Annotated in this window: 19 protein-coding genes and 1 pseudogene; 8 read left to right on the top strand and 12 right to left on the bottom strand. The window is 71.2% G+C overall.

The features are described from left to right. Positions 1-169 precede the first annotated feature (169 nt). Entirely contained in the window at positions 170-1,579 is a 1,410-nt protein-coding gene (gene glnA / locus ML342_RS03820) for a type I glutamate--ammonia ligase (protein WP_240125600.1), read from the bottom strand. 225 nt (positions 1,580-1,804) lie between these two features. Between glnA and ML342_RS03815 the strand changes: the two genes are divergently transcribed. Both ML342_RS03815 and ML342_RS03810 read left to right on the top strand, forming a co-directional pair. Then, the gene (locus ML342_RS03815) at positions 1,805-2,659 is read left to right on the top strand and encodes an undecaprenyl-diphosphate phosphatase (protein ID WP_240125599.1); all 855 of its coding nucleotides are present in this window, start codon (positions 1,805-1,807) and stop codon (positions 2,657-2,659) included. A 26-nt stretch (positions 2,660-2,685) separates the two neighbouring features. Next, a complete protein-coding gene (locus tag ML342_RS03810; RefSeq protein WP_240125598.1) occupies positions 2,686-3,258 on the top strand; it encodes an META domain-containing protein in 573 nt (190 codons plus the stop codon). Positions 3,259-3,562: 304 nt separating this feature from the next. Here ML342_RS03810 and rho read toward each other — a convergent pair whose 3' ends face one another. Beyond that, on the bottom strand, positions 3,563-5,302 hold the full coding sequence (rho, locus tag ML342_RS03805) for a transcription termination factor Rho (protein ID WP_240125597.1): 1,740 nt from the start codon (positions 5,300-5,302) through the stop codon (positions 3,563-3,565). A gap of 244 nt (positions 5,303-5,546) precedes the next feature. After that, positions 5,547-5,873, bottom strand: a complete 327-nt coding sequence (gene trxA / locus ML342_RS03800) for a thioredoxin (RefSeq protein WP_240125596.1) — start codon at positions 5,871-5,873, stop codon at positions 5,547-5,549. A 235-nt stretch (positions 5,874-6,108) separates the two neighbouring features. On the opposite strand from trxA, the gene rhlB reads away from it, so the two are divergent. The 4 genes from rhlB to ML342_RS03780 all read left to right on the top strand — a co-directional run bounded on the left by rhlB (position 6,109) and on the right by ML342_RS03780 (position 10,297). Then, complete coding sequence (gene rhlB / locus ML342_RS03795) at positions 6,109-7,749, top strand: ATP-dependent RNA helicase RhlB (RefSeq protein ID WP_240125595.1); 1,641 nt, start codon at positions 6,109-6,111, stop codon at positions 7,747-7,749. Positions 7,750-7,826: 77 nt separating this feature from the next. Further along, positions 7,827-8,516, top strand: coding sequence for a cell division ATP-binding protein FtsE (locus ML342_RS03790; RefSeq protein WP_240125594.1), 690 nt, complete (start codon positions 7,827-7,829; stop codon positions 8,514-8,516). Next, on the top strand, positions 8,509-9,459 hold the full coding sequence (gene ftsX, locus ML342_RS03785; protein ID WP_240125593.1) for a permease-like cell division protein FtsX: 951 nt from the start codon (positions 8,509-8,511) through the stop codon (positions 9,457-9,459). The genes ML342_RS03790 and ftsX overlap by 8 nt, the downstream gene beginning before the upstream one ends. A gap of 1 nt (position 9,460) precedes the next feature. Continuing rightward, positions 9,461-10,297 carry a response regulator gene (locus ML342_RS03780; protein ID WP_240125592.1) on the top strand — a complete coding sequence of 279 codons (837 nt, stop codon included), beginning with the start codon at positions 9,461-9,463 and terminating at the stop codon, positions 10,295-10,297. 12 nt (positions 10,298-10,309) lie between these two features. Here ML342_RS03780 and ML342_RS03775 read toward each other — a convergent pair whose 3' ends face one another. From ML342_RS03775 to glyQ, 4 genes are read right to left on the bottom strand one after another with little or no spacing between them, the layout of a single operon-like run. Next, positions 10,310-14,125, bottom strand: coding sequence for a translocation/assembly module TamB domain-containing protein (locus tag ML342_RS03775; RefSeq protein ID WP_240125591.1), 3,816 nt, complete (start codon positions 14,123-14,125; stop codon positions 10,310-10,312). Continuing rightward, a complete protein-coding gene (locus ML342_RS03770) occupies positions 14,122-16,020 on the bottom strand; it encodes an autotransporter assembly complex protein TamA (protein WP_240125590.1) in 1,899 nt (632 codons plus the stop codon). The genes ML342_RS03775 and ML342_RS03770 overlap by 4 nt, the downstream gene beginning before the upstream one ends. A gap of 57 nt (positions 16,021-16,077) precedes the next feature. Then, on the bottom strand, positions 16,078-18,246 hold the full coding sequence (gene glyS, locus ML342_RS03765) for a glycine--tRNA ligase subunit beta (RefSeq protein WP_240125589.1): 2,169 nt from the start codon (positions 18,244-18,246) through the stop codon (positions 16,078-16,080). Further along, the gene (gene glyQ, locus ML342_RS03760; protein ID WP_240125588.1) at positions 18,243-19,175 is read right to left on the bottom strand and encodes a glycine--tRNA ligase subunit alpha; all 933 of its coding nucleotides are present in this window, start codon (positions 19,173-19,175) and stop codon (positions 18,243-18,245) included. The genes glyS and glyQ overlap by 4 nt, the downstream gene beginning before the upstream one ends. 119 nt (positions 19,176-19,294) lie before the next feature. Between glyQ and ML342_RS03755 the strand changes: the two genes are divergently transcribed. Then, complete coding sequence (locus ML342_RS03755) at positions 19,295-20,020, top strand: glutamine amidotransferase (RefSeq protein ID WP_240125587.1); 726 nt, start codon at positions 19,295-19,297, stop codon at positions 20,018-20,020. 57 nt (positions 20,021-20,077) lie between these two features. Continuing rightward, complete coding sequence (locus ML342_RS03750) at positions 20,078-20,992, top strand: hypothetical protein (protein WP_240125586.1); 915 nt, start codon at positions 20,078-20,080, stop codon at positions 20,990-20,992. 18 nt (positions 20,993-21,010) lie between these two features. Here the strand turns inward: ML342_RS03750 and ML342_RS03745 are convergent, their stop codons facing one another. From ML342_RS03745 to ML342_RS03725, 5 genes and pseudogenes are all read right to left on the bottom strand, one after another. Then, positions 21,011-21,727 carry an RDD family protein gene (locus tag ML342_RS03745; protein WP_240125585.1) on the bottom strand — a complete coding sequence of 239 codons (717 nt, stop codon included), beginning with the start codon at positions 21,725-21,727 and terminating at the stop codon, positions 21,011-21,013. Positions 21,728-21,762: 35 nt separating this feature from the next. Then, complete coding sequence (gene tatC, locus ML342_RS03740) at positions 21,763-22,521, bottom strand: twin-arginine translocase subunit TatC (RefSeq protein ID WP_240125584.1); 759 nt, start codon at positions 22,519-22,521, stop codon at positions 21,763-21,765. Beyond that, entirely contained in the window at positions 22,514-22,867 is a 354-nt protein-coding gene (tatB, locus tag ML342_RS03735) for a Sec-independent protein translocase protein TatB (protein ID WP_240125583.1), read from the bottom strand. The genes tatC and tatB overlap by 8 nt, the downstream gene beginning before the upstream one ends. Positions 22,868-22,875: 8 nt before the next feature. Beyond that, positions 22,876-23,118, bottom strand: coding sequence for a Sec-independent protein translocase subunit TatA (tatA, locus tag ML342_RS03730; protein ID WP_240125582.1), 243 nt, complete (start codon positions 23,116-23,118; stop codon positions 22,876-22,878). A 74-nt stretch (positions 23,119-23,192) separates the two neighbouring features. Beyond that, positions 23,193-23,996 (bottom strand): annotated as a pseudogene (locus ML342_RS03725) (lipid-binding SYLF domain-containing protein); the annotation flags it as partial. Between the last annotated feature and the right edge of the window lie 25 nt (positions 23,997-24,021).

The following is a 24,021-nucleotide window of genomic DNA, read 5'->3' as shown; positions in this document are numbered from 1 at the left end:
GACGCGCCATCGCCAGCGAGCAACGGGATTTCCCCGCACGCTCCCAGCGGCATGCGGGTGTGCGTGCGCTGGCCACCGCCACGTGGCCGCTGCGCATGAAAAACCCCGGGGCTTGGCCCGGGGTTGGTGGGAGGGGATTCGGCCCGGCGCAGGCCGGGCCTTTGTGCGGTCAGATCGTGTAGTACAGCTGGTATTCCAGCGGATGGGTGGCGGCGCGGAAGGCGGTCACTTCCCTCATCTTCAGCGCGATGTAGCCGTCGATGAAGTCGTCGCTGAACACGCCGCCGGCCTTGAGGAACTCGCGGTCCGCATCCAGCGCCTCCAGCGCTTGATCCAGCGAGTGGCACACGGTCGGGATGCCCTTTGCCTCTTCCGGCGGCAGGTCGTACAGATCCTTGTCCATTGCTTCGCCCGGGTCGATCTGGTGCTTGATGCCGTCCAGCCCGGCCATCAGCAGCGCGGCGAAGGTCAGATAGCCGGACTGCATCGGGTCGGGGAAGCGGATCTCGATGCGGCGCGCCTTCGGATTGGCCACGTAAGGAATGCGGCAGGAGGCGGAGCGGTTGGACGCCGAGTAGGCCAGCATCACCGGCGCCTCGAAGCCCGGCACCAGGCGCTTGTAGCTGTTGGTGGTGGAGTTGGCGAAGGCGTTGATCGCGCGGGCGTGCTTGAAGATGCCGCCGATGTACCACAGCGCGAGCTGCGACAGGCCGCCGTAGCCGTCACCGGAGAACAGGTTGACGCCGCCCTTGGCCAGTGACTGATGCACGTGCATGCCGCTGCCGTTGTCGCCCACCAGCGGCTTCGGCATGAAGGTGGCGGTCTTGCCGTTGCGGTGGGCCACGTTCTTGATGATGTACTTCATCGTCAGCAGGTCGTCGGCCTTCTTCACCAGCGAGTTGAACTTGGTGCCGATCTCGCACTGGCCGGCGTTCGCCACCTCGTGGTGGTGCACCTCGACTTCGATGCCCACCTGCTGCAGGGTCTTGCACATCTCCGCGCGCAGGTCGTGCAGCGAATCCAGCGGCGCCACCGGGAAGTAGCCGCCCTTCACCATCGGCCGGTAGCCGCTGTTGCCGCCGTCGTACTCACGCCCGGAGTTCCAGTGCGCCTCTTCCGAATCCACGTGGAAGAAGGTGTGGCCCATCTCATTGGCGAAGCGCACCGAGTCGAAGATGAAGAACTCCGGCTCCGGCCCGAAGAACGCCTGCTCGGCGATGCCGCTGGCCTTCAGGTAGGCCTCGGCGCGCTTGGCCACGCCGCGCGGGTCGCGCGAGTAAGCCTGCATCGTGGCCGGATCCAGCACGTCGCAGGTCAGCACCAGGGTCGGGTCGGCGGTGAACGGATCCAGGAACGCGGTGGAAGGATCGGGCAGCAGCACCATGTCGGATTCGTTGATGCCCTTCCACCCGGGGATGGAACTGCCGTCGAACATCTTGCCGTCCTCGAACAGCGACGTATCGACGATCGTGGCGGGGAAGGTGACGTGGTGCTGCACGCCGCGCATGTCGGCAAAACGCAGATCCACGAACTCGACCTTGTGATCCTTGAGCAGTTTTTCGACCTGTTCGAGCGACATTTGGAAACCTCGGAGGGAAGGTGGAAGGGGCGACGCAGGATGCGACCGGGGTGTAACAGCAGGATGCGTGCCAGTCATGCAACGCATTGATTCAACAGGATCTGCCGAAGTCTTTCCTGTGGGGTTGCACACATTTCGAGCAAGATTGGCGAGGATTTGCACAATGATGGTGCGTGCCAGATTCGGCTATCCTGCGCCCTTCATGCCTCTCGACCTTCATCTGCCGTGCACGATCTGCTGACCGCCCTGTTGCTGGGCATCATCGAAGGCATCACCGAATTCCTGCCGGTGTCCAGCACCGGCCACCTGCTGATCGCCGAGCACTGGCTGGGCGCGCGCAGCGACCTGTTCAACATCGCCATCCAGGCCGGGGCCATCCTCGCGGTGGTGGTGATCTACTGGAAGCGGCTGTGGGGGATGCTGCTGGCTTTCCTCGGCAAGGACGCGCCCGCCGCCTACGACCCGCTGGGGCAGACCGCCACCCCGGCGCAGTCGCGCGACTACGCCTTCAAGCTGATCGCCGCCTTCCTGGTCACCGCGGTCGGCGGGCTGCTGGTGAAGAAGCTGGGCTGGCGGCTGCCGGAGACGGTGACGCCGGTGGCGTGGGCGCTGGTGATCGGCGCGGTGTGGATGGTGCTGGCCGAGCAGCTGGCCGCGCGGCGTGCCGCGCGCGAGGGCGAGCGCACCGCCATCACCTGGAGCGTGGCGCTGCTGGTGGGCGCCGCGCAGATCCTGGCCGGGGTGTTCCCGGGCACCTCGCGCAGCGCCGCCACCATTTTCGTGGCTCTGCTGGCCGGCACCACCAACCGCGCCGCCGCCACCGAGTTCGCGTTCCTGGTCGGCATCCCCACCATGTTCGCCGCCACCGGCTACGAGCTGCTGGGCACGCTCAAGGCCGGCGGCGCCGCCAGCGAGGACTGGAGCGCGCTGGCGGTGGCGTTCGTGGCCGCCGCGATCACCGCGTTCGTGGCGGTGAAGTGGCTGCTGCACTACATCCAGCAGCACCGTTTCACCGGCTTCGCGGTGTACCGTCTGCTGGTGGGCCTGGCGCTGCTGCTGTGGCTGCCGGTCGGACAGTGAGGCGCATGCCGCGTCGAGGAGGACGCATGACCGCGCGCATCCATCGCCCTCTGTGGCTGCCGCTGGCGCTGCTGCTGGCGGCCTGCCAGGCCCCCGGCCCGGCCGCGCCGCCGGCGGCCGCGGCCGATCCCGCCCCCGCGCCGACGCTGCAGCAGGCCCCGCCGGCGCCGCCCGGCTCGCTTCAGACCACCCTGCGGCTGATCCGCCACCACTGGCGGCTGGTGGCGGCGGTGGATGCCGGAGGCCACCGCATCGACGCCCTGTTCGCGCGGCCCGAGGCGCCGCTGCAGCTGGACTTCAACGCCTCGCTGGTGAGCGTGGGCAATGCCTGCAACGTGCTCAGCGCGCACCACACGGTGGAGGCCGACAGCCTGACCATCGATGCATTCGCCTCCAGTATGCGCGCCTGCACGGAGCCGGCCCTGGCCGCGCTGGACGGCGCGATCGCCCACCGCCTGCAAGGCCGCCTGGCGATGCAGCTGGATGCCGGCACCCCGCCGCGGCTGGTGCTGACCAATGCCGCCGGCGATGTGCTGACCTTCGCTGGGGTGCCCACCACCGCTCCCCGTTTCGACGGCCCGCCGCAGTCGCTGTTCTGAAAGTGGCCGTCCCCAGCCTGCCCTGCCTGCATCCGCTGATCCCGCAGGCGCGCTGCCGGCTTGCGCACGAGTGGCCCGACGACGCATGCAGCCTGGCGCCGGGCGTGGCCACCGATTTCCACGACCCGAACGCGGGCGATACCTGGTTTCGACTGGTATGGCGCGGTGGGACGGTCAGGTGATCGAGGCCGGCTCCGCCCTGGACGCCAGCGCGAGTGGACGCCTGCGCCGCGATTGGCGCAAACACCGACGCCCCGCGCAGGACGGGGCGTCGGTGCGAACAAATGCGGTTTCCGGCGAAGCGTCAGCGCTTCATCGACTGGAAGAACTCGTCGTTGGACTTGGTGTTCTTCATCTTGTCGAGCAGGAACTCCATCGCCGCGATCTCGTCCATCGGGTGCAGCAGCTTGCGCAGGATCCAGATCTTCTGCAGCAGCTCGGGCTCGATCAAAAGATCCTCGCGGCGGGTGCCGGACAGGTTGACCGCGATCGCCGGGTACACGCGCTTTTCGGTGATGCGGCGGTCGAGGTGGATCTCGCTATTGCCGGTGCCCTTGAACTCTTCGTAGATCACCTTGTCCATCGCGCTGCCGGTATCCACCAGCGCGGTGGCGATGATGGTGAGTGAGCCGCCTTCCTCGACGTTGCGCGCGGCGCCGAAGAAGCGCTTCGGGCGGTGCAGCGCATTCGCGTCCACGCCGCCGGTGAGCACCTTGCCGCTGCTGGGCAGCACGTTGTTGTAGGCGCGCGCCAGGCGGGTGATGGAGTCGAGCAGGATCACCACGTCCTTCTTGTGCTCGACCAGGCGCTTGGCGCGCTCGATCACCATCTCGGCCACCTGCACGTGGCGCGCCGCCGGCTCGTCGAAGGTGGAGGAGATGACCTCGCCGCGCACGGTGCGCTGCATCTCGGTCACTTCCTCCGGGCGCTCGTCGATCAGCAGCACGATCAGGTGCACGTCCGGGTGGTTATAGGTGATGGCGCTGGCGATCTGCTGCATCATCATCGTCTTGCCGGCTTTGGGCGGGCTGACGATCAGCGACCGCTGGCCCTTGCCCTGCGGCGCCATCAGGTCGAGGATGCGGCCGGTGATGTCTTCGCTGGAGCCATCGCCGCGCTCCAGCTTGAAGCGCTTGCGCGGGAACAGCGGAGTGAGGTTCTCGAACAGGGTCTTGTTCTTCGAGGCCTCGATCGGCTCGCCGTTGATGGTGTCGACGATGTTCAGCGCGAAGTAGCGCTCGCCGTCCTTGGGCCAGCGGATGCGGCCGGAGACGTGATCGCCGGTGCGCAGGTTGAAGCGGCGGATCTGGCTGGGGCTGATGTAGACATCGTCCGGGCCGGCCAGGTAGCTGGCCTCGGCCGCGCGCAGGAAGCCGTAGCCGTCGGGCAGGATTTCCAGCACGCCGTCGGCCTGCACGCCCTCGCCATGACGGGTGAGCACCTTCAGGATCGCGAAGATGATGTCCTGCTTGCGCGCGCGCGCGACGCCTTCGCTGATCGAGAGCTGCTCGGCGATCTCCAGCAGCTTGTGCGCGGGCATCCGCTTGAGGTCGCTCAGGGTGTAGGTGGGGAAGCCTTCCGGCACCTGCGGATGCGGGCGCGGCACGAACGGCTCGTTGCCATTGCCGCCGTCATCCGGAATACCGTTCTCGCGCTGGCGTTCGCGCTGGCGCTCGCGGCGGTTCTTGAAGCGCTCGCGCCGGCTCAGGCGGCGCGGCGGGCCATTCTCGGCGGCCGCCGAAGAAGCGCCTTCCGGCGCTGCCTGTTCCGGCGCCTGGCCCGTCCCGCCAGCGGCGGAGGTGACGGCATCCGTGCGCGGGGCTGGCGCCGGCGCTCCGCCCTCTTCGCGCGCGGCGGGCTCGGAAGGCGAGGGCTCGTGGCGCTGTGGCGCGGGCGACGGCGTGGCGGTTTCGGCGACCGGCGTGGAGACGGTGTCGGCAGACGGCATCTCGGGTTGCTCGGGGTTGCGTGGCTTGGCAACGCGGTGTTTGCGCGCACGCTTCTCGGCGACTTCGCCAGGGGCGTCGTTGGTGATATCGGACAAGGGGAAATCCTCGCTATGGTGGCGAGCGTCCGCATCGCGCGGACGGGGTCGTGGAGTGGAACGAAAGGACATGCGGCGCGCGCAGCAGGCGGCAGGCCGGCGCCGTGAGCGGTGAAAACGCTAGCATCGGCACAGAGCTGGATGCAAGCCGGGTGCGCGGCGCGGTTCAGCTGCGATGCGCCGCGGGCGAGGGCGAAAGGATCCTCCGCCCTCTACCTGGCGCAGAAGCGGAAAAACGGTCGTCTTAAAGCACCTTGTCCAGCATCTGCGCGAGCTGGGCCTTGCCGACCGCGCCGATCTGCTGGCCGTGGATCTGGCCGCCCTTGAACACCAGCAGCATCGGGATGCTGCGCACGTGGTACTTCAGCGCGGTCTGCTGGTTCTGGTCCACGTCGACCTTGACGATCTTCGCCTTGCCGGCGTACTCGGCGGCCAGTTGATCCAGCGCCGGGGCGATCATCTTGCACGGGCCGCACCAGGGCGCCCAGAAATCCACCAGCACCGGCACGTCGGAGGCCAGGACCTGGGCGTCGAAATCGGCATCGGTGGCGTGCAGGACGGTGTTGCTCATGGAGGCTCCAGATGAAGGTGGCGCGGCGAAATGGCGCGCGCATGAAATGATAAACTCGGAAAGATCGGCCGGGGTTCGCGCGTGGTTGCTCGCGTGGTTGCTCCGGGCCCAGGGCGGGAATGACCGCCCCGGAATCCTTACGGCAGTCTGCGCGGCTGCCCCCATCAAGACAAGTGGTCGAGCGCAACGTGCTGTTTCGGCACGGGCGCATCCACAGCCTTCGAGGCCGTCTTTCGTGTCCGACAAACCGCTGACTGACATCACGTTTTCCTCCTTCGACCTGCACCCGGCCCTGCTTGCCGGGCTGGAAGGCGCCGGGTTCACCCGCTGCACCCCGATCCAGGCGATGAGCCTGCCGGTGGCGCTGGCCGGAGGCGACGTCGCCGGCCAGGCCCAGACCGGCACCGGCAAGACCCTGGCCTTCCTGGTCGCGGTGATCAACCGCCTGCTGACGCGCCCGGCGCTGGCCGACCGCAAGCCGGAAGACCCGCGCGCGCTGATCCTGGCGCCCACCCGCGAGCTGGCCATCCAGATCCACAAGGATGCGCTCAAGTTCGCCGCCGATCTCGGCCTGAAGTTCGCGCTGGTGTACGGCGGCGTCGATTACGACAAGCAGCGCGAGCAGCTGCAGGCCGGCGCCGACGTGATCATCGCCACCCCGGGGCGTCTGATCGATTACGTCAAGCAGCACAAGGTGGTGAGCCTGCACGCCTGCGAGATCTGCGTGCTGGACGAGGCCGACCGCATGTTCGATCTCGGCTTCATCAAGGACATCCGCTTCCTGCTGCGGCGGATGCCCGAACGCACCACCCGCCAGACCCTGCTGTTCTCGGCCACGCTCAGCCACCGCGTGCTGGAGCTGGCGTATGAGCACATGAACGAACCGCAGAAGCTGGTGGTGGAAGCCGAGACGGTCACCGCCGCGCGCGTGCGCCAGAAGCTGTACTACCCTGCCGACGAAGAGAAGCTGCCGCTGCTGCTGGGCTTGCTGTCGCGCAGCGAGGGCGCGCGCACCATGGTGTTCGTCAACACCAAGGCATTCGTCGAGCGCGTCGCGCGCGCGCTGGAGAAAGCCGGTTACCGGGTCGGCGTGCTGTCTGGCGACGTGCCGCAGAAGAAGCGCGAGTCGCTGCTGAAGAAGTTCCAGGCCGGCCAGCTGGAGATCCTGGTCGCCACCGATGTCGCCGCGCGCGGCCTGCACATCGACGGCGTCAAATACGTCTACAACTACGACCTGCCGTTCGATCCGGAAGATTACGTGCACCGCATCGGGCGCACCGCGCGCCTGGGCGCCGAGGGCGACGCGATCAGCTTCGCCTGCGAGCGCTATGCGATGTCGTTGCCCGACATCGAGGCGTATATCGGGCAGAAGATTCCCTCCGAGCCGGTCACCGAAGAATTGCTGACACCGTTGCCGCGACCGCCACGGGCACAGCCCGCCGAGGCGGCTGCAGGCGACAGCATCGGCGAGATTTACAAGGAAGTGCGTGAGGCGCGCGCGAATGAGGACGCCAAGCGCGCGGGCGGCGGCCGCCGCAGACGACGTGGCGATGGCGCCGGCGCACATCGCGGCGACGGCGAGAGCCGCACTTCCCGGCCGCCGCGTGCGCACGCGGCGGGCGCGGCGCCAGCGCCTGCCGCACCGACTGCGCCTGCGCAGGGCGAGGCGCCCGCCCGCAAGCGTCGCCGTCGCCGGCGCGGACGGCCGCTGGAAAACGCCGATGCCGCGGCGCACACGCCGGCCCCGGCGACGCCCGCCCCGCAGTTCGTGCCGCCGGCGCCGGTCGCGGCCAAGCCCGAGCGTCCTTCGCTGCTCAAGCGCATCGGCCGCGGCCTGAAGGCGCTGGTCTGGCGCGGCCCCGCCGGTCCGCACTAAACGCCACCGCCATGCCAGCGCTGGCCGCTGGCGGCGCTGGCGGCGATACTGGTGCCCCTTTCGGATAGCCTGTGCGCATGCCGGTCCTGCGGTTCGACAACGTCAGCAAGCACTATCCCGGTGGCCATGCCGCGTTGGCCGAGGTGAGCTTTGCCGTGGAGCCGGGCGAGATGCTGTTCGTCACCGGCCGCTCCGGCGCCGGCAAGAGCACCCTGCTCAAGCTGATCCAGCTGGTCGAGCGCCCCAGCCGCGGCACGGTGCTGTTCGAGGAGCGCAACCTGGCGCGCGTGCGCGGCGGCGGCATCGCCCGCCACCGGCGCGAGATCGGCGTGGTGCACCAGAATCATCGGCTGCTGATGGACCGTAGCGTGGCCGACAACGTCGCCTTGCCGCTGGTGCTGCGTGGCCTGCGCCGCAGCGAGATCGGCAAGCGCGTGCGCAGCCTGCTCGACAGGCTGGGCCTGGGCGCACGCGCCGCGGCGCTGCCGGGCCAGCTCTCGGCCGGCGAGCAGCAGCGGGTGGGGATCGCCCGCGCCATCATCGCCGAGCCGCGCCTGCTGATCGCCGACGAGCCGACCGGCAACCTGGATCCGGCGCTGTCGGCCGAGATCATGGGCCTGCTGGCGGCGTTGCCCGAGCGCGGCACCAGCGTGCTGGTGGCCAGTCACGACCTCGCGCTGGTCAAGCGCATGCGCAAGCGCGTGCTGGTGCTGGAACAGGGGCGATTGATCGATGACATCGCGCCGGAGGACCTGGTCGATGAGTGAGCGCAGCGCGGGCACCCATGCCGGCCGCTTCCGCACCTGGCTGGCGCACCACGGGTTCAGCCTGGTGGCGAGCCTGGGGCGTCTGCTGCGGCGGCCGTGGTCGAGCCTGCTCACGATCGCGGTGATGGCGCTGGCGCTGGCCTTGCCGCTGGCGCTGGGGCTGGCGCTGCAGAACCTGGCGCGGCTGGACGATGCGCTGCAGGCCGCGCACGAGGTCAACGTCTTCCTCGCCCCGGGCACCGCTAACGATCAGGCCGCGGCCCTGGCGCGCGCGCTGCGCGCGCGGCCCGACGTGGCGACGGTAGAGGTGATCCCGCCGACGCAGGCGTTGGCGCGGATGCGCGCGCGGCCGGAGCTGGCGGATGCGATCGACGCGCTGGGCGAGGAGGTGGCGCGCAACGCCTTACCGGTGGTGCTGCGCCTGCACGCGCGCGGCGATGAGCATGCGCTGGCGGCCGCCGTGCAGGCCATGCCCGGGGTCGAGCGTGTGCAGTACGACGCCGTCTGGCGCCAGCGCCTGCAGGCATGGCTGGGATTCGGCACGCGGATCGCGCAGGTGCTGGCGGTGCTGCTGGGCCTAGGCGCCCTGCTGGTGGTCGGCAATACCGTGCGGTTGGACATCCAGTCCCGGCACGAGGAGATCGCCGTGCTGCAGTTGCTGGGCGCCAGCGACGGCTTCGTGCGGCGGCCGTTCCTGTACCTGGGGCTGAGTTACGGGCTGGCCGCCGGCGCGCTGGCGCTGGCCATCCTGGCGGCGGTGCGGGTTGCCCTCGAGGCGCCGCTGGCTGCCCTGGCCGCCAGCTATGGCGGCGCGTTCGCGCTGCAGGGCCTGCGCTGGCCCGACATCGCAGGGGTGCTTGCGGTGGCGGGCCTGCTCGGCTGGCTGGGTGCCGTCCTCGCCGTCGGCCATCATCTGCGCCAGAACCGTCCACTGGAGGGCTGACATGACTACCGACAAGCACGATCTTCGCCACGTCGTCAGCGATGCCCCGCGCGTGATGGTGGTCGACGGCAGCAAGCTGGTGCGCAAGCTGATCGGCGACACCCTGCGCAAAGAGCTGCCGGGCGTGGAGGTGATCGGGTGCGGCAGCGTCGGCGAGGCGCGCCAGGCGCTGCAGGCGGGCACCGTCGATCTGGTCACCACCGCGCTGGTGCTGCCCGACGGCGACGGCCTGGCGCTGGCGCGCAGCGTGCGCGAGGCGGCCGGTCAGGCCTACGTGCCGGTGATCGTGATTTCCGGCAGCGCGCAGGAGGCGCTGGAGACGCGCGCCTTCAGCGAGGACATCACCGACTATTTCGACAAGTCGCTCGGCCAGGAGGCACTGGCCGCGTTCATCCGCGGCTACGTGCATCCGGCGCCGATCGAGGGCGCGCGCGTGCTCTATGTGGAAGACAGCAAGGTGGTGGCGGTCGCCACCAAGCGCATGCTGGAGCGGCACGGCCTGCAGGTGCTGCACGTGATCTCGGCCGAGGATGCCCTGGACTACCTGCATCGTTTCTTCGGCCGCAAGGATGGCGACATCGGTGCCGACCTGGTGCTCAGCGACGTGTATCTGAAGGGCGCGCTGTCCGGGCGCGAGCTGCTCAACCAGATCCGCGCGGTGTTCCGCTACGGCAAGCGTCGTCTGCCGATGGTGATGATGACCGGCGACGACAACCGCGACAACCAGGCCGCGCTGCTGCGCGAAGGCGCCAACGACCTCGTGCTCAAGCCGATCGAAGAGCGCCTGCTGGTGACCAAGGTGCTGTTCCAGCTGCGGTTGGCGAAGATCAAGGAGTAAGCGCGGCGCGCCTCATTTCTCCGTGCGCCAGTTGAGCGAGGCGCGGTTCTCGACCGTGCTGGATTCCACCTGGATGTCGAAGCCCTTGCGCAGCAGGTACTTCAGCGTCACCACCTGGCCGGTGCCGAGCAGCGATACGCCGTAGCTGACGTACAGCCGCGGCGACAGGTATTTGCCCACGCCCAGCACCTCGCCGCCGAGCGCGCGCGAGGTGCTCACGCCGGCCTCGTCCAGGCCGATGCGCGCGCCCAGCTGCGCGGTGAGCAAGCCGACGCCGGCGTTGAGCGCGGATTTGGCCAGGTCCACCTGCTGCAGCTCGCTGCGGCTGAGGCTGGGCAGCGGGCGGCCGAGGGTGAGGTAGGCCAGCGCCTCGGACTGGCTCATCGCCGGGTTCGACCACACGCTGGCCTGCGGCGCCAAGGCGCGCCCCGACACCTGCACGCCGGCGGTGACGTCGCCGACCTCGCGCTCGGCGCGGATGTCCAGGTGCGGGTCGGCGATCGCGCTGTTCGACCACAGCAGGCGGCCGCGGGTGATGCGCAGGTCCTGGCCATAGGCACGGTAGCGGCCGCCGACCTCGAGCGCGCCGGTGGCGCGCGCCTCGCCGCCGGGGAGCTGGCGCACGCGCAGGCTGCCGCCGAGGGTGCCGGCCAGGCCGTAGCCGTCCAGCTTCACCGCATTGCCCACCGTCACCGCCAGGTCCAGATCCAGCGGCAGCGGGCTGGCCGCGGCCTGCTGCGGATCGGCCGGGTCCAGCACCACCACGTCCGGCGAGGGCGCCACGCCCATCTCCAGCCGTTCCAGATGAACGTCGGCCTGCGGAACCGCCACGCTGCCGCGCACCTGCAGCGGCGCGCCGGCGCGGTAGCTCAGGCGGATGTCGGGCGAGGCCAGCAGGCGCAGCTGGCGGGTATCGGCCAGCAGCACGCGGGTCCCGCGCAGCGACAGCTGCAGCGGGGTGCTGGTGTCCTGCCAGCCGAGGCTGCCTTCCACCTGCAGCGGGCCCTGGCCGGTGCCGAGAGTGCCGGCGATGCGCGCGCTGCCGTCTTCCTGCGCCTGCAGCTGCAGTTCGCCGTCCTGAACGGCGATCCCCAGCGCCGGCAGCTCCGCGGCGAACCCCTGCAGCTGCGCCTGGCCGCCCAGACGCGGCGCGGCGCGGCTGCCGCCCAACTGCACGGCCACGTCCAGGCGCCCGCGCGGCTCGACGATGTCGGGCGAGAGCAGCTCCAGCGGCAGCAGCTCCGTGGTACGCAGGCGCAACACGCCGCGCAGCGGGGCCTGCGCCTGCGGCCCGGTCTGCACCTGCGCGGCCAGGCTGCCGTCGCGTCCCAGCGCGGCATACGCCGACAGCTGCCACTGCGCCGGGCCGAGATCGGCCGCGACCACCAGGTCGCGATAGCGCAGCAGCGCGCGCCGCGCCCCGGGGCGTTCGCGCAGGCCGCCGGCGGCCGAACGCAGCGTGGCGGTGGCCTGCCAACCGCGCCCTGCCGCGCGCACGTCCGCCTGCAAATCCAGCGTGCCGTCCAGCGCCCACGGCCGGCCATCGCTGCGCGGCGGCAGCCAGTCGGCGGCCAGGGCCAGCGGCAGCGCGTCGCCCTGCACGCGCAGCCCCGGCTGCGGCCAGCCGCCCTGCGCGCAGACGCGGCCGCCCGCAGCGCCGCGCAGGCAGGCGGGATCCAGCGCGAACGCGCCGCCGCGCCAGCGCCAGGCGGCCGGCTGCGCCAGCGTCCACGCTCCGCCGCGCGCAGGGCCGAGGGCCAGCGTCGCCAGCGCGCCCTGCCAGCCGGCGCCCCGCCGGCGCGCCTGCGCAGACAGCGCCAGGGTGCCGGCCTCGCCGCGCGCCTCGGCGTCCAGCTGCAGGCGTTCGACCGCGCCGCGCAGGCGGGCATGCAGGCTGTCCAGCGGCAGGCCGGCCTGCACCCCGCTGGCGTCGAGGCGCAGATCGCCGTCGCCGGCCTGCCACGGCAGCCGGCCCTGCGCCTGCAGATGGGTGGCGCGGTACGCGCCGAAGGCGAGGTCGCGGCCGGTCAGGTTCACCGCGAGGTCCGGCGCACGGCGCGCGCCGCGCAGCGCCAGCGTGCCGCGCAGCACGCCGCCGCCGCCCGGCAGCAGGTCGTCCAGGCGCAGCGGGGCGAGGCTGGCCGTCACCGCCACCGTGTCCGCCATGCTGCCGTGCGCGTCGATCCGGCTGCCGCCGAGGCTGAGCGCGAGGTCGCCGCGGTAGGTGTCGCCGTCGATCGTGGCGTCGGCATGTCCGGCCAGCGCGCGCCCGCGCAGCCGCCCGCCGAGGTCGCGCGCCTGCAGCTCCGCGCGCAGCTGGCCATCGGCGCGGGTGCCGCCGCGGCTGCGCAGCTCGCCGTGGATCGCGCCCGGCCAGTCCGGCGCGAAGTAGCCGGGATCGAACCCGGCCAGCGTGGCCTGCGCCGTCCATTCCAGCGCCGGTGTCCATGCCAGCGCGCCGCTGGCGTCCAGCCGGCCCTGCGGCATGCTCGCCATAAGGCGCGTCACCTGCATCCGGTCCAGGTCGCCGTTGCCGGTGAGCTCCACCTCCGCGCGCTCGTGGCCGCGCAGCAGGCGCAGCTGGCCCTGCAGCGCCCAGCGCTGCAGCTGCCCGCTCACGCCGAGGTCGGCATCGCCGCGCAGGGTGGTGGTGCCATCGGCATCGCTCCAGCGCAGGCCGCGCGCGGCCAGTGCCAGTTGCACCGAGGCGCGGGCGGGATCGCGCAGGTCGGCGCTGCCGCGCGCGGTGATGCGGCCGCCGAAGGCATCCAGCACCAGCGGCTGCAGCTGCAGCTGCTGGTCCTGCAGGCGCAGCCGCGAGGGCTGCAGGACGAAGGCGCGCTCGCCCTGGTGCAGCGCGCCCTGCAGCTGCGCGTCGCCGCCCTTGCCGCGCGCGCTGAGCGAGAACCGCAGCGGGGTGGCGGGCGTGGCCGCGCCCGCCAGCAGGCCCAGGTCCAGCCCGTCGCCGCGTGCGGAAAGCTGCCAGTGCGGGGTTGCCTTGTCGCCCTGCAGGAGGAGACTTGCGCGCAGCGGGTCCGGGACGTCCCCGGCCAGCGCCACCACCATCCGCTTCAGGTCGCCGCGCACCACCAGGCCCAGTCGCGCCGGGGTGCGCCCGGGCGCGGCGGCGAGCACCGCGGTGGCGGTGAGGTCGCTGCGGAAATCGCGCGCCGGCTGGTAATCGCCGTGCAGGGTGAAGCGGCCGCGGTCGCTGTCGATCGCCAGGTGCTCCACGTGCAGGCGGCCGGCGCTGGCCTGCAACCCGCCGCGCAGGCGCTGGATCGTAAGCAGCGGCGCGCCCTCGCGCTGGATCGCGAGGGCGTCGATGCGGATGGCATCGGCGCGTAGCGCCAGCGGCGGCGCGATCTGCGGCAGCACGTCCGGCCAGCGCGGCAGTTGCAGCGGGGTGTCGCTGCGCGGCAGGTCGAGCACGCCGCCGCGCACCTCCAGCGCGTCCAGGCGCAGGGTGCCGCCCAGCAGCGGCAGCAGCGCCGGATCCAGCACCACGGTCTGCGCCTGGAAGCGCAGTGTGCCCATCGCGCAGCGGGCGCGCGGCGTGGGCACGCAGTCGGGGTCGCGCTGGCGCGGCATCGAAAAGCGCACGCCGCGCAGGGTCAGCGGGCCGGACAGCGGCCCGTCCGCCGCGTCCCAGGTCAGCTCGGTGCCGGCCGGCAGCCGCGCCACGATCTGCGCCAGCAGCGCATCGCGCCCGCGCGTCGTGAGCAACAGCCAGCCCAGCGTCGCGGCAAGGAGCAGGCTCAGCAGCATGACGCTGCCGACGAGCAGACGGTGCCGGCGCGCGCGCGGCGGAGGCGGCGCGGGCGTCATAGATCGACTCCGATGTTGAGGTGCAGGGTGAACGGCGAGTCGGGCGAATTCAGCCCGCGCGCGATGTCGATCCGCACCGGCCCCACCGGCGAGCGCCAGCGCAGGCCGACGCCGACGCCGGTGTGCATGTCAGGCGTGCGCCCAGCGAACGCGCTGCCGCTGTCCACGAACACCGCCGCGCCCCACGGGCCCTTGAAGTAGCGCTCATATTCCAGGCTGGCGGTGACCACGTTCGGCGCGCCGGTGAAGTAGTCGCCGCCGGTGGTGACGATGCGCGGGCCGATCTCGTGCCAGCCGTAGCCGCGCACGCTGCGGTCGCCGCCGGCGTAGAAGCGCAGGCTGGGCGGCAGGTCGAGCACATCGCGGGTGAAGGTGTGGCCCAGCTCGCCGCGCACGATCAGGCGGCTGTCCGCATCCAGCCCGTGGAACCACTGCGCGCGCGCGTGCAGCTGGGTGAAGGTGGCGTTGCCGTCGGCGCCACCGCTGCCGCCGCGCAGGGTGAGGGTGAGGCCACCGCCGCGGCGCGGGGCCAGGCGGTCGTCCACCGCGATGTACTCGCCGCGCAGTTCCGGGAACACGAAGCTGGCCAACTGGAAGCTGGGCGTGGGCTTGCTCGGCAGGGAGTACGCCCAGCGCTCGCGCAGCACGTGCAGGGTGGCCGACAGCTCCAGGTGGCGGCTGTACTGCCCGGTGCGCCCGGCGACCAGCTCCAGATGCCGGCTATCGACGTAGGCGGTCTGCTCGTCGGCGGCCTGCAGGCTGGCGGTGTACCAGCCGTCCAGCCAGGCGAAGGCCGGGATGCGGTACTGCACGGTCGCGGTCTTGCGCTTCAGCGCCCAGTCGATCTGCGCCAGCGCCTTGTGCCCGCGGCGGTTGAGGTAGCGGCGCTCGATGCCGAGGCTGATGCCGGTGCCGCTGAGCGTGCCGTAGCTGAGACCGGCGCTGTAGAGGCTGCGCCTGGCCGGGGTCAGCTGCACCTGTACCGGCACCTGGCCGTCGCGGGCGGCGGCCGGATCGGCCTGCACGTCCACCAGCCCGAAGTAGTCCAGCGCCTGCAGCGACTGCCGCAGGCGCTCCACCTGCGCCTCGTCGTAGGGCGCGCCGGGCGTCCACGGCACCAGTTTGTCGAGCAGGCGCGGCCACACCACCGCCTGTGGGGTTTGCGTGAACTGCGCCGGGCCGAAGGCGAAGCGCGCGCCGCTGTCCCAGCGCAGCGCGATGTCGGCGGCGTGCTCGGCGCGGATGACCTCCACCCGGTGCTGCAGCAGCTTCGCCTCGAAATACCCGTGGCGCGCCAGCGCACCGGCCACCTGCGCCTTGCTGGCCTCATAGCGCGCGTGGTCCAGCACCTGCCCCGGGCGCGGCTGGAATGCCTGCAACGCCGCAGCGACCGTGGGATCGGACGCGCCCGGGCCGTCCACCCCGACATCGAAGCCGCGCACCCGGACCGGCAGCCCGGGCACGATGCGCAGGGTGACGGTGATCGCGCGCCCCGGTGCGGCGGCCTCGCCCGCATCGGCGTCCGCGGCATCGCTTTCCGCCGCATCCGCCGCCGCGTTGGTGTCGTCCGCGTCTGCGGCATTGCCAGCGGTTTCACTCGCCGCCGGCGCCGGGCGGTCGCTGCGCAGCACCTCGATCGTCGGCGCGTAGTAGCCGAACGGCTCCAGCGCCCGCCGCGCCTCGGCGTCGGCCACCTGCAGCAGGTAGCCCAGGCGGCGCGCGCGCAGGTCCTTGCCCAGCGCGTCGCTCAGCGACAGCGCGCTGCGCACGTTGTCGCGCATCGCCGCGTCCTTGAGGCCCTCGATCTCGATCCGCTCCACCTTCACCGCCCACGCCGGGGCGGCGGCGCATAGGCAGGCGAGCAGCAGCGGAAGGCGCAGGGAGCGGATCGGCATCGACGCAGGATACCGGCGCGGCGTCAACGCCGGATTAAACCCGCCGGCGCGCGGCCCTCACGCCGACAGGTGCTCGATCGCGGCCACACTCCCCAGACGGTCGGCCAGCCGCTTCAGCAGGGCCAGGCGGTTGCCGCGCACGGCCGGGTCGTCGGCGTTGACCATCACCGCGTCGAAGAACGCGTCCACCTGCGGGCGCAGCCGCGCCAGGTGCGACAGCACGTCCACGTAGTCGCCGCGTGCCAGCGCCGGAGCGGTCTCCGCGTAGGCCGCTTCCACCGCTTCGGCCAGCGCGCGTTCGGCGGGCTCGGTCATGAGCGAGGGGTCTTCCATCGCCGGGATGGCGATGTCGGCCTTCTTCAGGATGTTGCCGATGCGCTTGTTGGCCGCAGCCAGCGCCGCGGCCTCCGGCCGCTGCGCGAAGATGCCGATGGCATCGAGGCGGCGGTCGAAGTCGTACAGCGAGGCAGGCTTGAGCTGCGCGACGGCATTGAAGTGCGCGGCCGGCACGCCTTTGTCGGCGTAGTAGCCGCGCAGGCGGTCGAGGATGAAGTCGTAGAGCTCGTCCAATTCCGCCAGGCTAATCGAGTGGCTAGTGAAATGATGCGATGGTGTGTCGACGCCCATTGCACGCGCACTTTCCGCAGCATCGTGCATTTGCCGAAGTACAACATCGGCCATGGCCTGTTTTACAGCCTCGAATGCGCGATAAATCAGCGCCTTCAGGTCGAGATCGAAGGCGCTCTCGATGAGCGTCCGCGCCAGCCCCAGCGCATTGCGCCGCAGCGCGAAGGGGTCCTTGTTGCCGGTCGGCTTCAGGCCCGCGGCGAAGCCGCCGGCCAGCGTGTCCAGGCGGTCGGCGATCGCCAGCACCTTGCCCAAGGGAGAGGCGGCGATGGCATCGCCAGCGAAGCGCGGGCGGTAGGCTTCGTCGATCGCCAGCGCCACCGCCTCCGTTTCGCCGGCGGCCTGCGCGTAGTAGCGGCCGGCGATGCCCTGCAGCTCCGGGAACTCCCCCACCATGCGGCTTTGCAGGTCGTTCTTCGCCAGCTGCGCCGCGCGCCGCGCTTGCGCCGGGTCGGCCCCGACCTGGGCGGCGATGGCCTCGGCCAGCGCGGTCATGCGCGCGACCTTGTCGGCCACGCTGCCCAGCTTGGCCTGGTAGGTCACGGACTTCAGGCCCTCGCCCATCGATGCGAGGCCTTGCTTGAGGTCCTCGTCGAAGAAGAACTTGGCATCGGAGAAACGCGGGCGGATCACGCGCTCGTAGCCCTTGCGGATTTCCGCCGGGTCTTTGGAGGCGATGTTGGCGATGCCGACGAAGTGCTCGGTCAGCCGTCCCTGCGCGTCCAGCACCGGGAAGAACTTCTGATTGGCCTCCATGGTCTCGATCAGCGCTTCCTGCGGCACGGCCAGGAAGTCGCGCTCGAAGGTGCAGGCGATCGCCTGCGGCCATTCGGTCAGGCAGGTCACCTGCTCCAGATTGTCCGCGGTAATCCGCGCCAGGCCGGCGACGCCCCGTGCCGCCTGCTCCACCTGGGCGCGGATATGCGTGCGGCGTTCGTCCGGATCGACCAGCACGCAGGCCTGGCGCAGCGCCTCTACATAGTCCTGCGGCTGCGCGAGGGCGATCTCGCCCGGGGCGTGGAAGCGGTGGCCGCGCGTGTGGCGGCCGGCGCGGATGCCCAGCGCGTGCACGTTGGCCACGGCGCTGCCCAGCAGCACCACCAGCCAGTGCAGCGGGCGCGCGAAGCCGTAGGGGTGGTCGCCCCAGCGCATCGGCTTGGGGATGGGCATGCCGGCCAGCGCGTCGTCCAGCACCGCCTGCAGCAGGTCGAGCGTCAGCGCGCCCGGGGTGGTGGCGCGGTGCACGAAGCGTTCGCCCTTGGCGTCGGTGATGCGCTCGAGTTGCGTCCATTCCACTCCGAGCTTGGCCGCGAAGCCCTGCAGCGCGCGGGTCGGCTGCCCGTCGGCGTCGAGCGCGATGTTGAGATAGGGGCCCAGCACCTCGGAGGTCTGCGCCGGCTGCGCGATCGCCACGCCCGGCAGCAGCACCGCCAGCCGACGCGGCGAGTACAGCGGCTTGGCATCGCCGCGTTCGATCGCGATGCCGCGCTTTTCCAGCGCGGCGATGACGCCGTCGAACAGCGCCTGCGCCAGCCCCGGCAATGCCTTGACCGGGAGTTCCTCGGTACCGAGTTCGATCAGCAGCGGTTGCATGCTCATGCCGTGGCCTCCGTGCGGGCGGTGTTGTTCTTCAGCCCCGGGAAGCCGAGTTTCTCGCGCTGCGCGTAATAGCTTTCCGCCACCGCCTGCGCCAGCTTGCGCACGCGCAGGATGTAGCGCTGGCGCTCGGTCACCGAGATCGCGCGGCGCGCGTCCAGCAGGTTGAAGCTGTGGCTGGCCTTGGTCACCTGCTCATAGGCCGGCAGCGGCAGGCCGGCCTCGACCAGCTTCATCGCTTCCCGCTCGCAGGCGTCGAAGCGGTGGAACATCTCGGCCACGTCCGCGTGCTCGAAGTTGTAGGCGCTCTGCTCCACTTCGTTCTGGTGGTACACGTCGCCATAGGTGACCGGCAGCCCGTCGGGCCCATAGGTCCACACCAGGTCGTAGACGTTGTCGCAGTTCTGCAGGTACATGCACAGGCGCTCGAGGCCGTAGGTGATCTCGCCCAGCACCGGCCGGCATTCCAGCCCGCCGGCCTGCTGGAAGTAGGTGAACTGGGTCACCTCCATGCCGTTCAGCCAGACTTCCCAGCCCAGGCCCCAGGCGCCGAGGGTGGGCGATTCCCAGTTGTCTTCGACCAGGCGCAGGTCGTGCACCAGCGGGTCGATGCCCAGCGCCTTGAGCGAGTCGAAGTAGAGCTCGACGATGTTGTCCGGGCTGGGCTTCATCACCACCTGGTACTGGTAATAGCGCTGCAGGCGGTTGGGGTTCTCGCCGTAGCGGCCGTCGGTGGGGCGGCGCGAAGGCTGTACGTAGGCGGCGTTCCACGGCTCCGGGCCGATCGCGCGCAGGAAGGTGGCCGGGTGGAAGGTACCGGCGCCCACTTCGAGGTCCAGCGGCTGGATCAGCACGCAGCCCTGCTCGGCCCAATAGGCGTTGAGGCGGAAAATCAGGTCTTGAAATGTGATCGGTACGCGGTCGGCGGCCATCGGCGGGTCAAGCGGCAACGTGGCCGGCTAGTATAAGTGGCCGGCTCGCGCCGCCTGCCCGTTCCCGCCCCATTTCCGACTTCCCCGTGCGCATGCCGCGGCGGGGAGATGCAACGCCGATGACCGCACCCCTGCTGATCCTGCAAACCGGCCACCCCACCGCGAGCATGCGCCGCCACGGCAGCTTCGCCCACTGGATCCGGGTGGCGGCCGGGCTGGACCGCGATGCCGCGGTGGTGGTGGACGTCGAGCACGGCGAGGCGCTGCCCGAGCGCGCCGGGTTTGCCGGCGTGATCGTCACCGGCTCGGCGGCGATGGTGACCGAGCGCCGCGACTGGAGCGAGCGCAGCGCGGCCTGGCTGGCGAAGGCCGCGCAGGCCGGGCTGCCGCTGCTGGGGATCTGCTACGGCCACCAGCTGATCGCGCACGCGCTGGGCGGCACGGTGGGCGACAACCCGCAGGGGCGCGAGATGGGCACGGTGGCGGTCGAGCTGCTGCCGGAAGCCGCCGCCGACCCCTTGTTCGCCGGCCTGCCGGCGCGGTTTTCCGCCCAGCTGACCCATCTGCAGAGCGTGCTGCGGCCGCCGCCGGGCGCGCTCGTGCTCGCGCGCAGCGCGCAGGACGCCTGCCAGGCCTATCGTTGGGGCGCGAGCGTCTGGGGGGTGCAGTTCCATCCCGAGTTCAGCACCATGCACATGCGCGGCTACATTCGCGCCCGCCGCGAGGCGCTGGCGCAGGAAGGCCGCGATCCGCGCCGGTTGGAGGCCGCTGTGCACGCCGCGCCGCTGGCCAGGCGCGTGCTGCGTCGGTTCGTGCAACACGTCCGCCGCAGCATTCCGGGTTGAGTATGCTGTAGGCATGGCCCGCGCCGCGGGCCTCGGCTTTTTTCGAGGGAGACACGGATGACGACGCGCGCGGTGGGCGCCACGGCCAGCATCGACTGGCTGCGGCGGGCGCTAAATCTGGGCCGCGACAACCCGAAGGCGATCTTCGGCGGTGCGTTGCTGCTGCTGGCGGCGATCATCGCCCTGGCCATGGGCATGGTGGTCGTGCTGGTCGCGGTGGGCCTGGCGGCCAAGCCTGGCGGGCTGGTGGCCAGCGGCGCCTCGATGCTGGTCGGGCTGGTGGTGACCACGCTGATGGCGGTCTTGATCGCCGGCTATCTGCGGCTGGTGGATGCCGTCGAGCATGGGCGTGCGGTCGGTCCCGCGGCGGTGTTCTCGGTGCTCGGCGAGCCGCCGGTGGCGGCGCGCGCGGTCACGTTCATGGTCGTGCTGATGCTGGCCCAGAACCTGCTGCTGGCAGCGCTGGTCGGGCTGCTGGCGCCCGACATCGGCAGCTGGTATCTGCACACCCTGCAGGGCCCCGCGGGCGGCACCCCGCCGACCGCGCTGCCGGATGGCTTCAGCCTGGCGATGCTGGTCATGTGGGTGGTAGGGCTGCTGGTCTATGGGGTGCAGGCGATCGGCTTCGGCCAGATCGCGCTGCGTGGCCGCAGCGTCGGCGAAGCCCTGGCCGACGGCGTGCGCGGCAGCCTGCGCAACCTGCCGGCGCTGCTGCTGCTGTTCGTGCTGGCGGTGCTGGCGGCGGTCGTGCTGGCGATCGTGCTGGTGCTGGCCATGCTGGTGGCCGGCTTGCTGGCGAAACTGCTGGGCGGCTGGGTGGTGGCGGTGATCGCGGTGCCGCTGTACCTGGCGTTCGTGGTCGCCCTGATGGTGGTGATGTTCGGGGTGATGTACTACGCCTGGCGCGACATCAGCGGCGACGGTGGCAATGGCCTGGCGGTGTCGGCGCGCGAGGACCGCATCGAACTATAAGCCGCGCTTGGCAGGCGCTCAGCTGCCCAGGGCCGCGCGCAGGGCGGCGTCCATCTGCGCCTGCAGCAGGCGGTAGAGCCAGGCCAGCGCGAACACGCCGGCCAGCGCCTGCAGCCACAGCCAGGCGCGCGCCCAGACGGGCAGGCGCGAAGTGCCAGCATGCGCCTGCACGCGCGTAGCGCTGAGGCGGTCGTGCAGGGCCAGATGCGGCGGCAGCGCGATCAGGGCGTGCCCAAGATTGAGACTGGCCCAGGACAGCCCGGCGGCGAGATGGCGCAGCAGCGCCCGCCCGCCACCGATGCGCGCATCGGCGGTATCGGTCACGCGTAGGCCCAGCGCGCGCTGCCCCGGGGTGGCCTGCCAGCGGGAGGCTTCGAATCCCAGTGCCCACAGCGCCGACAGCAGGGCGTAGAGCAGCAGCGGCAGGCCGAGCAGGGTGGTCAGCGCGGTGCTCAGCGCGTGCGCGGCGGCCTGCAGGCGGGGATCGCCGGCGGCGGCCAGGGCCAGCGCCAGCGGTGGATCGCCTCGGGTCAGCCCGGCATCCAGCCGCTGCGCGGCGAGTGCTAGCAGGGTATGCAGGCTGGCATCCGCTTGCGCCCACGCCCGCCGCAGCGGGCCGGTCCCGAGCAGCGCGGCCAGTGGCAGCAGGCAGGCGGCATCCAGCGACCACGCCGCATAGCGCGGCCAGAAACCGGCGGGCCTGAACTCAGCGGGAGGGCCATCGGTGGGTGGCATCGCTCGACTGCGCTCCACGGAGACGGGCAAGTGCCTCAATCGGGCGTATCGGGAGCGACCGACCGCGCCGGTGCGACCAGCCGCGCAGCGAGGATGCCGGCTTCGTACAGCAGGCACATCGGAATCGCCAGCATCAGCTGGCTCACCACATCGGGCGGGGTCACGATCGCGGCGACGATGAAGATGCCCACGATCGCGTAGCCGCGCCCCTCGCGCAGCTGGGCCGGGGTCACCCAGCCGAGCAGGGCCAGGATCACCAGCGCCACCGGCAGCTCGAACGCCAGCCCGAAGGCGAGGAACAGCACCAGCACGAAATCGAGGTAGGCGCTGATGTCGGTCATCATCGCCACCCCGTCCGGGGTCACCCGGGCGAGGAAGCCGAACACCATCGGCAGCACCAGGAAATAGGCGAACGCGCAGCCGGCATAGAACAGCGCGAGCGCCGAGACCAGCAGCGGCAGCGCCAACCGTTTCTCGCGCCGGTACAGCCCCGGCGCGACGAACGCCCACAGCTGGTAGAGCAGCCACGGCATGGCGATCATCAGCGCCACGAACAAAGCCAGTTTGAGCGGCGCGAAGAACGGCGAGGCCACTTGGGTGGCGATCAGCTGGCCGCCTTTCGGCAGTTTCGCCAGCAGCGGTCGCGCCAGGAAGGCGTATAGCCGGTTGGCCACCGGCAGCAGCGCCAGCAGTACCAGCGCCAGCCCGATCAGGCCGCGCAGCAGGCGCATGCGCAGTTCCAGCAGGTGCGCGATCAGCGGACGCTCGTCGGTTGCGTCGCCAGCGTCAGCCATCACGGCGCACCTCGCCGGCGGGCGTGGGGTTGGCTGCGGTTTCGGACGCTGGCGCGGCAGGTTCGGAAGGGCTGCTTGCGGACGCGGCCGGCCCCGGATCGTGGCCGCTGGTATGCAGCTGCAGCTGCGCCTCGTCCAGCGCCTGCCGGGTCTCGCGCAGGCTACGCGCCAGCTCTTCGCGCGCCAGTTCCTGCTCCAGTTCGTTCTTCACCGACACCCAGTGCGCACGCGCGCGGCGCAGCCACAATCCGGCCAGGCGCGCGGCCTTGGGCAGGCGTTCGGGGCCGAGCACCACCAGCGCCACCAGCGCCACCACCAGCATCTCGCCGAGCGAGAAGTCGAACATCGCGGATGTCAGCGGGAGGTGTCGTCGCGCTCGCGCTGCTCGGAGGGTGCACCCGCCGGCGGCTCCTGGCCGATGCGCGGCGCGGGCTTCTTCGCGTCCTGCGCGGCCTCGTCCTCGCCGCGCATGCCCTTCTTGAACTCGTGCACGGCCTTGCCGAGGTCACGCGCGCCCGAGGTCAGCCGCTTGGTGCCGAACACCAGCAGCACGATCAACAGCACGATCAGCCAGTGCCAGATGCTGAAACCGCCCATGGATGCACCCGTGCTTCGAGTCTGCGAGAGAGGGCCATCAGTCTAGCAGGCCGACATGCCGCTCACGGTTTGGTCGGCGGCGGCAGCGGCGCGCTGGTGGTTGGATGGTCGTTGCCCAGCGGGGTCACCGTAGCCGCGCCCGGCGCGGGCGGTGGCGGGGCGGAGGCCGCTTCGGCGCGCTGGCGCGCATAGCGGGCGGCGGCGGTGGCTTCTTCCAGGGTGGTGCGGAAGGCTGCGATGGCGGGCGATGGCGGCGGCGTGCGGCCTTCGAAGATCATGCGCGGCGTGACGCCTTCGCCATACGCGCTGCGGTCGGCGCCGTGGTCGATCTGCAGCACCGCGCCGTCCAGCGCCACCCCGGCGAATAGCCCGCGCGCGCGCGACCACGACCAGATTTCGGCCTTCATCGCGCCGTCGGTGGCGGCCGCCGCGTTGCGGCCGACCGGGCCGGCGGCGACGCTGGCATCGGCGCCGAGGGTGAACTTGCCGTTGACGATGGTGTCCAGGCCGCGATCGCTGCGGAACACCAGGATCACGTCGGCCGACTGCACCCCGGCCTGGAAGCCGAAGCTGGCGCCGGACAGCTTCACGAACACCGGGTTCGACCAGCTGCCGTCCGGGCGCTTCACCGCCATCATCCCGAGGCCGCGGCGCCCGCCCAGCATGAAGCCGGCCTTGATGGTGTCGGGCACCACCACGATCCCGCGCGCGTCTTCCAGCAGGCGGTCGGGAATCGAGGATTCCGGAATGGCCTGGATCTGCTTGAGCACGCGGATCGCTTCATCGGCGCGCGCATCTTCGCGGGCGCCGGCGGCGACGCTGCCGGCGGCGAGCAGGACGGCAAGCGCGAGGGTCAGGCGGCGTGGGGTGGCACTCATCGGTATCTCCGGGTTCGGGGGACGG

Source organism: Thermomonas alba, from assembly GCF_022419205.1.
In the GTDB taxonomy this organism is placed as follows: Bacteria; Pseudomonadota; Gammaproteobacteria; order Xanthomonadales; family Xanthomonadaceae; genus Thermomonas; species Thermomonas alba.
The sequence above is the reverse complement of the archived record's forward strand: the minus strand, read 5'-3'. Positions and strand labels throughout refer to the sequence as shown.